Source organism: Paraburkholderia ribeironis (genome assembly GCF_900019265.1).
GTDB lineage: Bacteria > Pseudomonadota > Gammaproteobacteria > Burkholderiales > Burkholderiaceae > Paraburkholderia > Paraburkholderia ribeironis.
The window spans coordinates 1-12,412 of record NZ_CYGX02000046.1; the positions used below are offsets into that span (position 1 = coordinate 1).

Annotated in this window: 15 protein-coding genes; 13 read left to right on the top strand and 2 right to left on the bottom strand. The window is 59.4% G+C overall.

Going from position 1 to position 12,412, the window contains the following annotated elements:
* Positions 1–566: 566 nt before the first annotated feature.
* From BN2475_RS35040 to BN2475_RS20595, 9 genes are all read left to right on the top strand, one after another.
* On the top strand, positions 567–845 hold the full coding sequence (locus BN2475_RS35040; protein WP_094781348.1) for a PAAR domain-containing protein: 279 nt from the start codon (positions 567–569) through the stop codon (positions 843–845).
* A complete protein-coding gene (locus tag BN2475_RS33725; protein ID WP_143325831.1) occupies positions 823–1,122 on the top strand; it encodes a hypothetical protein in 300 nt (99 codons plus the stop codon). The genes BN2475_RS35040 and BN2475_RS33725 overlap by 23 nt, the downstream gene beginning before the upstream one ends.
* A gap of 153 nt (positions 1,123–1,275) precedes the next feature.
* Positions 1,276–1,725 carry a PAAR domain-containing protein gene (locus tag BN2475_RS20575; protein WP_094781349.1) on the top strand — a complete coding sequence of 150 codons (450 nt, stop codon included), beginning with the start codon at positions 1,276–1,278 and terminating at the stop codon, positions 1,723–1,725.
* A complete protein-coding gene (locus tag BN2475_RS20580; protein ID WP_094781350.1) occupies positions 1,725–2,321 on the top strand; it encodes a lysozyme in 597 nt (198 codons plus the stop codon). Before BN2475_RS20575 ends, BN2475_RS20580 begins: the two co-directional genes overlap by 1 nt.
* Positions 2,305–2,793 carry a lysozyme inhibitor LprI family protein gene (locus BN2475_RS20585; protein WP_094781351.1) on the top strand — a complete coding sequence of 163 codons (489 nt, stop codon included), beginning with the start codon at positions 2,305–2,307 and terminating at the stop codon, positions 2,791–2,793. Before BN2475_RS20580 ends, BN2475_RS20585 begins: the two co-directional genes overlap by 17 nt.
* A gap of 47 nt (positions 2,794–2,840) precedes the next feature.
* Positions 2,841–3,308 carry a hypothetical protein gene (locus BN2475_RS20590; RefSeq protein ID WP_245841440.1) on the top strand — a complete coding sequence of 156 codons (468 nt, stop codon included), beginning with the start codon at positions 2,841–2,843 and terminating at the stop codon, positions 3,306–3,308.
* Positions 3,309–3,465: 157 nt separating this feature from the next.
* Positions 3,466–3,771: a lysozyme gene (locus BN2475_RS33730; RefSeq protein WP_425435551.1), complete on the top strand. Its 306-nt coding sequence runs from the start codon at positions 3,466–3,468 to the stop codon at positions 3,769–3,771.
* Between the two features lie 279 nt (positions 3,772–4,050).
* Positions 4,051–4,227 carry a hypothetical protein gene (locus BN2475_RS34320; protein ID WP_159444592.1) on the top strand — a complete coding sequence of 59 codons (177 nt, stop codon included), beginning with the start codon at positions 4,051–4,053 and terminating at the stop codon, positions 4,225–4,227.
* 231 nt (positions 4,228–4,458) lie between these two features.
* Positions 4,459–4,962 (top strand): M48 metallopeptidase family protein, encoded by a 504-nt coding sequence (locus tag BN2475_RS20595; RefSeq protein ID WP_094781352.1) that lies wholly within the window; start codon positions 4,459–4,461, stop codon positions 4,960–4,962.
* A 39-nt stretch (positions 4,963–5,001) separates the two neighbouring features.
* Here BN2475_RS20595 and BN2475_RS20600 read toward each other — a convergent pair whose 3' ends face one another.
* Entirely contained in the window at positions 5,002–7,317 is a 2,316-nt protein-coding gene (locus BN2475_RS20600; RefSeq protein WP_094781353.1) for an FdhF/YdeP family oxidoreductase, read from the bottom strand.
* A 171-nt stretch (positions 7,318–7,488) separates the two neighbouring features.
* Here BN2475_RS20600 and BN2475_RS20605 point away from each other — a divergent pair, with 171 nt between their 5' ends.
* Positions 7,489–8,922 (top strand): aminotransferase-like domain-containing protein, encoded by a 1,434-nt coding sequence (locus BN2475_RS20605; protein ID WP_094781354.1) that lies wholly within the window; start codon positions 7,489–7,491, stop codon positions 8,920–8,922.
* An 18-nt stretch (positions 8,923–8,940) separates the two neighbouring features.
* Positions 8,941–9,255, top strand: coding sequence for a helix-turn-helix domain-containing protein (locus BN2475_RS20610; RefSeq protein WP_094781355.1), 315 nt, complete (start codon positions 8,941–8,943; stop codon positions 9,253–9,255).
* Positions 9,256–9,505: 250 nt separating this feature from the next.
* On the opposite strand, the gene BN2475_RS20615 is transcribed toward BN2475_RS20610, so the two are convergent.
* Complete coding sequence (locus BN2475_RS20615; RefSeq protein WP_094781356.1) at positions 9,506–10,255, bottom strand: SDR family oxidoreductase; 750 nt, start codon at positions 10,253–10,255, stop codon at positions 9,506–9,508.
* 261 nt (positions 10,256–10,516) lie between these two features.
* Between BN2475_RS20615 and BN2475_RS20620 the strand changes: the two genes are divergently transcribed.
* Together BN2475_RS20620 and BN2475_RS20625 are read left to right on the top strand one after the other, a co-directional pair.
* The gene (locus tag BN2475_RS20620) at positions 10,517–11,659 is read left to right on the top strand and encodes a BMP family ABC transporter substrate-binding protein (protein ID WP_094781357.1); all 1,143 of its coding nucleotides are present in this window, start codon (positions 10,517–10,519) and stop codon (positions 11,657–11,659) included.
* A gap of 83 nt (positions 11,660–11,742) precedes the next feature.
* Positions 11,743–12,282 carry a nucleoside deaminase gene (locus tag BN2475_RS20625; protein ID WP_094781358.1) on the top strand — a complete coding sequence of 180 codons (540 nt, stop codon included), beginning with the start codon at positions 11,743–11,745 and terminating at the stop codon, positions 12,280–12,282.
* The last annotated feature ends 130 nt before the right edge of the window (positions 12,283–12,412 follow it).

The window sequence follows — 12,412 nt, forward strand, 5'->3', positions numbered from 1 at the left end:
CCGTTTACGCGGCCAATTCACCGAGTTCAGCTTCGAGTCGCTTCGTCATCCGGAAAATTCGACGCCCTCTCGGCTGCAACTCGGTCAGTTGGTCCATTAATCAGCGCTTCCCTAGACGCTATATGCGCCTGCTACAAGGCTGCATCCTTCCATGTTTTAGCCTGAACTCGGGAATGCCAGCCATTGGTAAATATATTCAATGTGCATAGTTGGTGACTAATTTTCAGATTTGGATGATTGTATTTCGCAAAGCTCTGGTGAACGATCAAAGGAGATGGGGCGGATTCATTGCTGCCATTCGTAAGAATCGAATGACTCGCGCCGAACGGCGCGTTTTTTACTTAGGTCGCACTGCAAATGCCGGACACGCAACAACGCAATAGCAAGTTCTATAGCTTCGTTACCGTGGGTGCACTCACCCGTGCGCTTCCCGATATGTTCTATACGGTCCGCTTCCCATCGGGCGAGCTGAAGCATTGCGTCACCGATGACGCGGGACGTACAGCCCGCTGCGGAACAGACGGCGAGCAGCGTCTAGCTATATACCTTGGTCACAGGGAGGCTTGATGTCGGGCATCTACTACGCAGCGGTCGAAGGCGATCCGCTTGACAGCGGCGAAGGCGGCTATGTCTATGGGACAAAGAAAACCATTGGAACCATCGAAGATCAAAACGGCAAGCCTCGTAATATGGTGTTCATCGGGGACGAGGCTTATTGCGCGAAATGCAATAGCACTGGCTTTATTAGATATGGCGCAGAGGTAAGTGAGCGAAAGCGAATGGTTGATCTTGTCAACGGTGGTCGGCTCCAGGCTGTCGGTGGTGACATTGTTTGTCGGTGGTGACATTGTTCTCTGCAAGTGCAGCGCCCCTGCGCGAATCATCGCTGTATATGGTCAGCGCTGGAAAATTCACGACAATGGCGATACGCAGCGACAGGTTGTGCGCGCCAGTACGCCCGCTTCGCAAGCCACTTACGACGAACAGTTCACGCTAACCGATGCGGCAGGTAAGGCGCTCCGCGATACGTACTACACCGTTCGATTGCCTTCCGGGGAACTGATACACGGTATTACCGATGCGCAGGGACGAACGTCCCGCCATACGACTGACGGCGCGTAGCGGGTTGGGGTCTATCTTGGGCACAGGGAGGCATAGATGCCAACTACGTATTACGCAGTCGTTCGGCGATCCCCTCACAAGCGGTCCAAAGAGCCGCGTATATGCGTGAGTCCGTCGTGCTCTATTGACGATCCAGACGACCGACAAAGGAGTATGGCGTTTATCGGCGACAAGGCATACTGCGAGAAGTACGATAGCACGGGCACAATCATGGGCGGTGCGCGGGTTAGCAACGAACACCGCATGATTGACGAGGAAAACGGAGGGAGGCGGCAGGCGGTTGGCGGTGATTATGTCCTCTGCAAGTGTTCCGAGCGGCCCCAGGTTATTGCGCGCTACGGGCGGAACTGGTTTATTGAGGATGAAGGCGATGTAACGCAACGGGCTGGACGCATGAACGTGCCGACTCCCCCACTTATCTACGACGAGCAATTCACGTTGCTCGGTATCACAGGCAAAACGCTTAGTGACACCTATTACACGGTCCGCATGCCTTCTGGCCGTCTGCTGCACGGTATTACCGATTCGCAGGGACGCACCGGGCGCTATGAGACAGACGGCGCGCAATCCATTCACATCTATCCTGGTCATAAGGAGACGTAATGCCTGATGCACTTGGGACGGCAGTAACAAACACAAACCCGAATTCATGCGTGACCGTCCAATCGGGCAGGCTCTGCAAGCCTTGGCGTCTTTCGACAGACGGCTATACATTCATGGCTGTTCTCGAAAGCGGTGTACTAAACGGAACCTATCAAGGCAAACCAGTCGTAGACGGCTTTATTGTAAAGGTCTATGACGACGGTTATGGGATTCCAACTGTCGGATTGGGACATAAGGTTCTTCCACAGGACAATCTCAGCGTTGGTGACATAATACCTGTCGAACGTGCACGATCTTTTTTTGATTTAAATTTGCGACCGATTGAGACAGCTATCAATCGAGACGTTCGGGTGCCACTCTATCAATATGAATATGATGCCCTTGTATCAATTCTTTATAATACAGGCCCGTTTTCACATAACGGCGATCCGTGGTATCCGGCATCTCGTTCAAAGTATCTCGCGGATTATTTAAATCATGGTGAATACGACAGAATGTGCGATGTAATTCGTTCATTTATCGCGCATAGAGTGCCTGGGCGTCGCCGTCTGGAAGCGCAACTTTTCGTAACGGGGGTTTATGATGCGCGCCATTAGCGTATTCATGTTGCTCTGCTTGACGGCGCAGACTGTTTATGCTTCTACATCGATCTATGGATCGGCATTCGACTATAAAAAAGCGCAGTCCACAAGCGCATATTTCACTGGAAAGAGTCCGGCAGAAATTGCATTGTATTGCAAGGGGGAATATCTTGGGACGATGGATATATCGGCTTGCTCGCAATTCAGATACGAGGGCGCAATTAAGACCCTAAACAAGAAGGTTGCCGAAATAGAGAAAATCACCAGGAATTATGACCGTGAGCATCGAGCTAACGGGGAACCTGAGGCACTTCCTTTTTTTGAAAAGGCGCAAGCGAACTGGCAACTTTACAGGGACAACTATTGTTATTCAGAGGTATATCAGGTTGGGCAAGCGTCATTACACTTTGTCTATTTTTGGGACTGCATGACCCGAATGACAAAAAACAGGCTTGATGAGCTGACCAAACCCGACACTGACGAATAACGGAAAGCTGTATGATTTCATACTGACGTACCGAGTTGGAACGAATCGTGGCGTTAAAAATCGCCGCTTCGGCGAAGCTCGCTTATTTGTGTCAGGAGTTTACGATGCATCGCACCAGGATGCAGATTGTTTGTTTGATCTTATGCATGTTCTTTTCTACCCTTGTGGCGGCGAAGTCGACCTCCGATTGCCTGCAACATTTGGGCGGCGGCTACGGCGACGCTGAGTGCTATTCGGGGTTACAGCGAAGCCTGGTGGCTGACAGCAAAAGAATCTATAACAAACTTCGTGCAACCATACCAAATAGCAACATGCATGCGAAGTTGCTAGACGAATACATGGCAACGCAAGATGCATCTGTGAAGTACTGCGAATTGCCGCGTAATGCAGGCGCAAGGTGGAAAACGGAACACGATGGCTCCATGTTTCCAGCCTTGCAAGAGGAGTGCATTTACAACCTGCGCAAGGCACAAAACAAGTTCTTAAAAGACTTGCTTGATATGGCAAAGTGGTAGAGGGGTACAGTTCACTGCTCAATGGGAGGCATTCCGGCCACATCTTTACGATCACGATGGAGCAGGAGGTGGTGGCAATGCCACGATCGGATATGGGCATCTGGTCCATATGGGGCCGATATCCGGCGCACCTTCCGAAGCGCCTTATGTAAATTGAATCACCGAACCGCAGGCGATGGAATTACTTCATCACGATTTGCGTGAAGCCAAGCGAGTTGTCAATAACAGGGTTTTTGTTCCCCTATTTCAGTTTGAATATGACGCTATTGTTGATTTTGTCTACAACCATAGAGGTCATAACGATGAGTTTTTCGCGCTCATTAATACCGGGCACTATGACCGGGTGCCGCGAAAAATTATGGAGTACACAGCGGCGCATGGACAGCATCCATTAGGGTTGATCAGGCGTCGTCGTGCTGAAGGTCGGCTGTTTGCTACCGGGAATTATGATGCAGCTCAGTAAAATTACGCTTGCTCTGGTATTAATATGCGCCAATGCGGCTGCTTTAGCGGATGGCAGTTGCGAAGCAAAGGAGACCACTCGCGATGACTATCTGGCGTGTACAAACGCAGACACAAAGAAAATTTTAAGTGATGCTGAAAGACTTTATCAAAATATCCGGGATAATTAAAGGGCGAAAAGCTAAGAGAACTCGAACAGAATCATAAATTATGGGGTGAGAAGCTACAGTCTGATTGCAAGATTTTTGGAGTGGCATTCAATGATTGGACTGGTAATTACATGCCTGACACCGATTTTCAGGTGGCGGCCTGTCGAGAAGATGCGGCTAAACAGAAGCTTGAATTTTATAAATGGTTGTCCTGCCCGGGAGACATGGAATCGTCGGAGCATCCTGAGTGCTCAACGGTGAAAAGGATTCTCGGGCGCGAACTGACCAAGCCTGACACTGACGAATAAGAGAAAACGGCCCCGCCTTGACGGGGCTTTTTATTCTAAACACTGCGCGGAGTACATCACCGGCACTCCACGAGGTACTCCCGGACACCAGGCCGTGAAAAGCCTTCCTGCCGTGCGTGATCGCTTGATTCGACCTCACCCGAGCCGACCTCACCCGAGCTGCCCCGTCGCCGGTCCGGTATAGTGTCGGCGAGTCCCTTCATCCACTCTGGCGTGGCCGCGTGCCCGATCATGTCTCACCTGAAATACCTGACCGGCTACCCGGCGCCTTTGCAGGACAAGGTGCGAAAACTGATTGCCGTCGGCCAGCTCGGCCCCTATCTCGCCGCGAAGTATCCCGACACGCACGACGTGCAAACGGACCGCGCGCTATACGCGTACTGCGCCGAGCTGAAACGCGAACACCTGCGCAGCGCTGAACAGATCGACAAGGTCACCTACGACAGCAAGCTCGACGTCGTGCGCCACGCGCTGGGCCTGCACACGAGCATTTCGCGCGTGCAAGGCGGCAAGCTGAAGGCGAAGAAGGAAATCCGCATCGCGTCGCTATTCAAAGCGACGGCGCCGGAGTTTCTGAAGATGATCGTGGTGCACGAGCTCGCCCATCTGAAAGAGAGCGATCACAACAAGGCGTTCTACCGTCTGTGCGAGTTCATGCAGCCGGGCTACCATCAGATCGAATTCGATTTGCGCCTTTACCTGACGCAGCGCGATCTGATCAGGCAGCAGGCCTGACGTAGGGGCAGCGTGCGTCAGGCGCGCGCAGCAAGACCCTCAGGCCGTAACCGTAGCGACCGCCGACGCCGTCAACAACACCGGAATCGACTTCGACGTCGGCGTCCCCGCGCCGTCCGCCACCGAGGACAGCGGCACCAGCGGATTCGTCTCCGGGTAATAAGCGCCGAGGCACCCGCGTGGGATGTCGTATTCCACCAGCAGGAACCCGTCAGCGCGACGCTCGATACCATCGGCCCACACGCTCGTGATATCCACCCGTTGTCCCGCGACGAAACCCAGCATCACCAGATCGTCGCGGTTGGCGAACAGCACGCGCCTTTGTCCGTACACGCCGCGATAACGGTCGTCGAGACCGTAGATCGTTGTGTTGTACTGATCGTGCGAGCGCGTCGTCATCAGTGTCATCAGGCGCTCGCCATATTGCTTGCGCGCTTCGTGAATCGGCGTGTCGACAGCGATCGGATGCACGAGAAACTGGGCCTTGCCGCTCGGCGTTTCCCAGATGCGCTCGCGCGACGCCACGCCGAGATGGAAGCCGCCCGGATTCTTCAGCCGCTCGTTGTAATCATGGAAGCCGTCGATCACCTGCGCGATGCCGTCGCGAATCAGCGCGTAGTCCGCCGCCTGCGCGAGCCAGTCAACTTTGTCGCTGCCGAGCGTCGCGTGTGCCATCCGCGCGACGATCGCAATCTCCGACAGCAGGTTCTCCGAGGCCGGCTTATTCATCCCGTACGAGATGTGCACCATGCTCATCGAGTCCTCGACGCTCACGCCTTGCGGCACGCCGTTCTGCAGATCGATCTCGGTGCGCCCGAGAGTCGGCAGGATCAGCGCGTCGCGGCCGTGCACGAGGTGGCTGCGGTTCAGTTTGGTCGTGATGTGCACGGTCAGATCGCACGAGCGCAGCGCTTGCCATGTGCGCGGCGTGTCCGGCGTCGCGATCGAGAAGTTGCCGCCCAGGCCGATAAACACCTTCACCTTGCCGTCGAGCATCGCCTGAATCGTGTTGACCACGTCGAGTCCATGCTCGCGCGGCGGATCGAAATCGTAGACCTCGCCGAGCCGGTCGAGAAACGCCTGGGTCGGCTTTTCGTCGATGCCGACCGTGCGGTCGCCCTGCACGTTCGAGTGGCCGCGTACCGGGCACAGCCCCGCGCCGCGCCGGCCGATATTGCCGCGCATCATCATCAGGTTCGACAGCAGTTGCACCGTCGGCACCGAATTCTTGTGCTGCGTGAGGCCCATGCCCCACGTCGCAATCACCGCGCGCCCCTTCACGTAGATGTCGGCGAGCTTCAGCACGTCTTCGCGAGGCACGCCCGCTTCGGCGACGATGATGTCCCAGTCCTCGGCGCGCAGATCGTCGGCGAACGCGTCGAAGCCGACCGTGTGTTCGGCGATGAAGCCGACGTCGAGCACGCGTTCGAGACCGCGGGCGAGCGCTGCGTCGTCGAGTTCGATCACGCGCTTGGCCACGCCCTTGATGAGCGCGAAGTCGCCGCCGACCTTCGGCCGGATGAACACGGAGCTGATCCGGGTGCTGCCCATCGTCAACATTTCGACCGGGTGTTGCGGGCTCGCGAAACGTTCGAGGCCGCGCTCCTTCAGCGGATTGATCGACACGATGGTCGCGCCGCGCTTCGCGCACTCGCGCAGTTCGCCGAGCATGCGCGGATGGTTGGTGGCCGGGTTCTGGCCGAAGATCAGCAGCGTGTCGGCGTGTTCGAAGTCGTCGAGCGTCACCGTGCCCTTGCCGACGCCCACCGTATGCGGCAGGCCGCGGCTCGTCGCTTCGTGACACATGTTCGAGCAGTCGGGGAAGTTGTTGGTGCCGTACATGCGCACGAACAGCTGATATAGAAACGCGGCTTCGTTGCTGGCGCGGCCCGAGGTGTAGAAGGCGGCGCGCTCGGGTTCGTCGAGGCGCTTCAGGTGGCTCGCGATCAGCTCGAACGCTGCGTCCCAGTCGATCGGCACGTAACGGTCGCGCAGCGCGTCGTAGACCAGCGGGTCGGTCAGGCGGCCGTGCTGTTCGAGTTCGAAGTCCGACTGAACCATCAGTTCTTCGACCGTGTGCCGCTCGAAAAAGGCCGGCGTCACGCGCTTGCTGGTCGCCTCGGCGGCCACGGCCTTGACGCCGTTCTCGCAGAACTCGAAGGTGGACGCGTGCTCGCGATCCGGCCACGCGCAGCCGGGACAGTCGAAGCCGTCCGGCTGGTTCTGTTTGAGCAGCGTGCGGTAGTTGCCGCCGGTCACCTTCTCCTTGATCAGGTTGATGGCGACATATTTGAGCGCGCCCCAGCCTGCTGCCGGGTGCGTGTAGGGTTCGATGCGAGCTTCGGACTTCTTCATGTTGTCTGTGGCTGGGTATGGCCCTGTCGGGACTTTCAACTTGATGCCCGTCAGCCTACTGTGTTCCAAAACGAGCGCTGCATACAGAGAATCGGAAAGAAGAGGGATACAGTTTCCAGGGTTCTGTCATAGACTGGCGTTCCCAGCCACGCTCGCGTTCGACCCAAACCCTTGAAACTGTACGAAAAGCTCGCCGATGAAATGGCCGAAGCCGTGCGCCGCGGCGTGTTCGCGGCGGGCGAGCGGATTGCCTCGGTGCGGCAGGCAAGCCAGCAGCACGGCGTCAGCATCAAGACGGTGCTGCACGCGTACGCGTTGCTGGAAAACCGGGGGATCGTCGAGAGCCGGCCGCAGTCCGGCTATTTCGTGCGCGATGCCGCCGCCCGCGCGCTCGCACCGGCGGACTCGCCGCCGGGCCGCAAGCCCATGCGCGAGGCGCCGCCGGTGGCGGCCGAGGTCGACGTGAGCCGGCTGGTGCTGTCGACGTTGCGCAGCATCCGCGCGCACGACGCCGTGCCGTTCGGTTCGCCATATCCCGATCCGTCGCTGTTCCCATGGCGGCGCATCAATCAGTATGCGAACGCGATCGCCCGCCGCCAGGCGAGCTGGAATCTGATCGACGATCTGCCGCCTGGCAACCCCGAGCTGATCCGCCAGATCGCGCGACGCTACGCCGAAAACGGCATGCCGGTCGATCCCGGTGAAATCGTCATCACGCTCGGCGCGACCGAGGCGATCAACCTCAGCCTGCAGGCCGTCGCCAAACCCGGTGATACGGTGGCGGTCGAATCGCCGACCTACTATGCGATGCTGCACGCGATCGAGCGGCTCGGCATGCGCGCGATCGAGGTGGCGACGCATCCGGTTCACGGCATCGACATCGATGCACTCGCGCAGGTGATCGCGCAGCAGAAAATCGCCGCCTGCATGGTGATGCCGAACTTCCAGAATCCGCTCGGCTTCCAGATGCCCGACGCGCGCAAGCGGCAACTGGTCGAGCTGCTCGCTGCGCACGATATCCCGGCGATCGAAAACGACGTCTATCAGGAGCTGTATTTCGGCGAGACGCGGCCGTCGACGCTGAGGACCTTCGACACCCGCGGACTGGTGCTGCACTGCGCATCGTTCTCGAAGAGCCTGACGGCGTCGTACCGGATCGGTTGGGCGTTGCCGGGACGCTATCGCGCGCAGGTCGAGAAGCTCAAGTTTCTCTACACGCTGACCACGCCGTCGGTGCCGCAGATCGCCGTCGCCGATTACTTGCGGCATGACGGCTACGATCGCCATTTGCGCCACGTGCGCAAGGTGTACCGACAGCAGGCGAGCATCATGACGGCGCTGGTGCAGCGGTTTTTCCCGCTCGGCACGCGCGTGTCGAACCCGCAAGGCGGCTATGTGCTGTGGGTGGAGCTGCCGCAGCGCGTCGATTCGATGCGGCTTTACCGGGCGGCGCTCGCACGCGGCATCACGGTGGGGCCCGGCATGATGTTTTCGATGCGCAACCATTTTCGCCACTTCATCCGGCTCAACTACAGCTATCCGTGGACCGCGCAATCGGAAGCGGCGCTGAAGACGCTGGGCGAACTGGTCGCGCACATGGCGTGAGATCACGAGGAGACACGAATGGATGACGACGCTATCGACCCTGTGCTGGTCGCTGTGCTCGCGCAACTGTGGCGTGCGCATCGGGAGAAGCCGGGCGGCGCGTGGTCGCTCGCGAAGCTGTCGAAGCAGGCGGGCGTGCCGATGAGTGGCTTGCGGCGGCAGTTGACGGCGCTCGTCGACGGCGGTCTGGTGGAAACCACCTTCACCGAGGAGGGCACGGGCACGGCACGCCTGAGCGAGCTTGGCGAGGGCTTGTGCGCGGAGTTGTTCGACGACGACGACGCGCCTGATCAGAACGATCAGAGCGAAGTGCCGCCGCCGAGCCTTCACTGATGGAAGGGCGGCGCTGCATGCACGGCATGGCGCTGGCTAGCGTACCGGCGGCAGGAACGTCAGCAACGCATGGGTGACGGCGTCCCGGTGATTGACAGCGCTTGCGCCGGGCCGCGTTTGCGCAAGGACCGCTGGGTCGGCAGCAAGGTGATGAGGCGGGCGAACCGGCCGGCGAACCGGGCCGCAATCACGCGGCCGGTCGCCGGTCGTCCCGGCTATGCCGTGGCTTCGGCCCTCCCGAAGCAAGCCTTCAAAGTTGGCTCATGCCGCCATCGACGATGATTTCCGTGCCGACGATGAACGCCGACTCCGGCGCGGCCAGGTGCAACACGGTCGACGCGATTTCCTCCGGCTTGCCGAAGCGGCCCACCGGCACCTGGCCGAGAATCTGCGCGGCGGTCGCTTCGAGCGCGGCGGCGTCGAGCCCGAGCTTGCCGTACAGCGGCGTTTGCACCGGGCCGGGACTGACGACGTTGACCCGCACGCCTTGCGGCAGCAATTCCGCCGACAGCGTCTTCGTCAGCGAAATCAGCGCGGCTTTGCTGGCCGCATACACCGACGACGACGGCATGCCGATATGCGCATTGATCGACCCGTTGAGGACGATCGACGCGCCCTTGTTCAAGAGCGGCAGCAGCGCCTGGATCTGGAAGTACGCGCCTTTCACGTTGGTGTTGAAGGTCGCGTCCCAGAAGGCTTCGTCGACGTCCGGGAACGGCGCGAACTTTGCCGTGCCCGCGTTCACGAAGACGGCGTCGAGCCGGATGCCCGCGGCACCGATCGCCGCGGCCAGTTCGCGCGCCGCCGCGATCGAGCCGGCGTCGTTACGCACCGCCACCGCATCGGCGCCGAGCGCGGCGCGGGCGGTTTCGAGCGCATCGGCATCGCGCCCGGTGATGACGACGCGCGCACCTTCGCTGGCGAACGCTTTGGCCGTCGCGAAGCCGATACCGCTGCTGCCGCCGGTGACCAGAACCGAGGTGTTTTGGAAGCGAGTCATGTTGAATCTCCGAATGAGTGTTACGGGTTGGTGCTAAGGATATTGCGCCTGCACGAGCGGCTTGCCGTACCAATTTGCCGATGTACTCGTTCGAAAATTTCGAACGTCTCCAGGGTCACCAGAATACGGCTTCCGTTATGGGCGGGATAACGAATGGCCATTTTTTCCAGGAAATTGGCCTTTGAGTATGGCGAGGCTGGCGCCTTGCAGGGGAACCGCGACAAGCGGTGGGGGGCACTTTCAACCACCTTCGGAGAATTCATGAAAACAAAGCTGGTGCGAGCACTGACTCATTCATTGCGTATCAGGACCGTGCGTACTGTGCTTGCCGCCGCAGTCGGCGCCAGTGTGTGCGCAACCCTTGGATTCGGCGCCGGGGCGGCGGCAGCGGCGAGCCCGGAGCCGGTCGGCGTCGCGTTCGTCTACCTGGGCAATCCGGGCGACGCCGGCTGGACCTACGCACACGAGCAGGGCGTCAAGGAGGTCGAGGTTAAATTCGGCGACAAGATCAAGGTGACGCGGGTCGAGAACGTGCCCGAGTCGGCGGATTCGGAGCGCGTGTTTCGCGATCTGGCGTCCAAGGGCAACAGGATCGTGGTGGGATCGAGCTTCGGCTTCCAGGATTTCGAGCTGAAGGTCGCGAAGGACTTCCCGGACACCGTGTTCGAACATGCGACCGGTTACAAGAAAGCGGCCAACTTCGCCACTTACGACGTGCGCACCTATCAGAGCGCCTACCTCGCGGGACTGGTGGCGGGCTATACGACTAAATCGAACCTGCTGGGCTTCGTCGGTTCGGTGCCGGTGCCAGAAGTGGTGCGCAACATCAACGCATTCACGATGGGCGCGCGCTCGGTCAACCCGAACGCGCATGTGAAGGTGGTGTGGATCAATAGCTGGTTCGATCCGGGCCGTGAAAAGCAGGCGGCGGAGACGCTGATCGGCCAGGGCGCCGACGTGCTGATCCAGAACACCGACTCGACCGCGACGATGCAGACCGCGGAGCAGAAGAAGGTACATGCATTTGGTTGGGACTCCGACATGAAGAAGTTCGGCCCTAACGCGCAACTCGGCGCGTGCGTGAGCAACTGGGGCGTGTATTACACGCATCTGGTGCAGCAGGTGATGTCGAATACGTGGGACAACACGCCGGTATGGTGGGGCTTGAAAGAGAACGCGATCGATCTCGCCGACATCAATACCAACGCGGTGTCGCCGGCGACGCAAAAGGCGCTGAGCCAGAAGCGCGACGACATCATCTCCGGCAAGTTCAATCCGTTTGCCGGTCCGATCGCCGATCAGTCGGGCGTGGTGAAGGTTGCCGCCGGCAAGTCGCTGAGCGACGCGGAACTGCTGCGCTTGAACTGGTTCGTGCAGGGCGTGGATGGCTCGCTGCCGAAGTAGGTTGAGGCGGGTCGAAGCGGGTCGAAGCGGGTCGAAGTCGGCAATTGCCTGGCTTAACTAACTATTGTTGAAGGAGGCCGTCCGTGAGTCTGACCGTGCCGAACGAGGCCGCCGCTGCGGCGAACTATCCCCCGCAGGGCTTGACGCCCACGCACGAGCAGATCGTGCGGCATTTGCGGCGCGCGAACCGGGTGGCCGAGCGGGCGACGCTGCTGGGGCATCATCCGTTCGGCGCGGTGCTGGTTGGGCCGGATCAGGAAACCGTGTTGATGGAGCAGGGCAACGTCGATACGGTGAATCACGCCGAATCGGTGCTGGCGCGCGTAGCCGCACTGAACTTCACGCCTGGGTATCTGTGGAGCTGCACGTTGTATACGTCGGTCGAGCCTTGCTGCATGTGCGCGGGCACGATGTACTGGGCGAACATCGGCCGGGTCGTGTTCGGCATGACCGAGAAGCGCCTGCTGGAGGCAACCGGCGATCACGCGGAGAATCCGACCATGAGCGTGGATTGCCGCTATGTCTTCGATCGTTGCCAGAAGCGGGTCGAGGTGATCGGCCCGGTGGCCGACGTGGAAGCCGAAGTGATGGAGGTTCAGCGTCGGTTCTGGAGCAGCCGGTAGCGCCGCTGAGCGTTGAACGCTGAAGTTTGAAGTTTGAAGTTTGAACGCTGAACGTTGAACGCTGGTTGAAGGCTGAAGGCGGTGCGACACGCCCCTTGTCTGCGTGCGCTGCGCACTACCGAAGCACTAC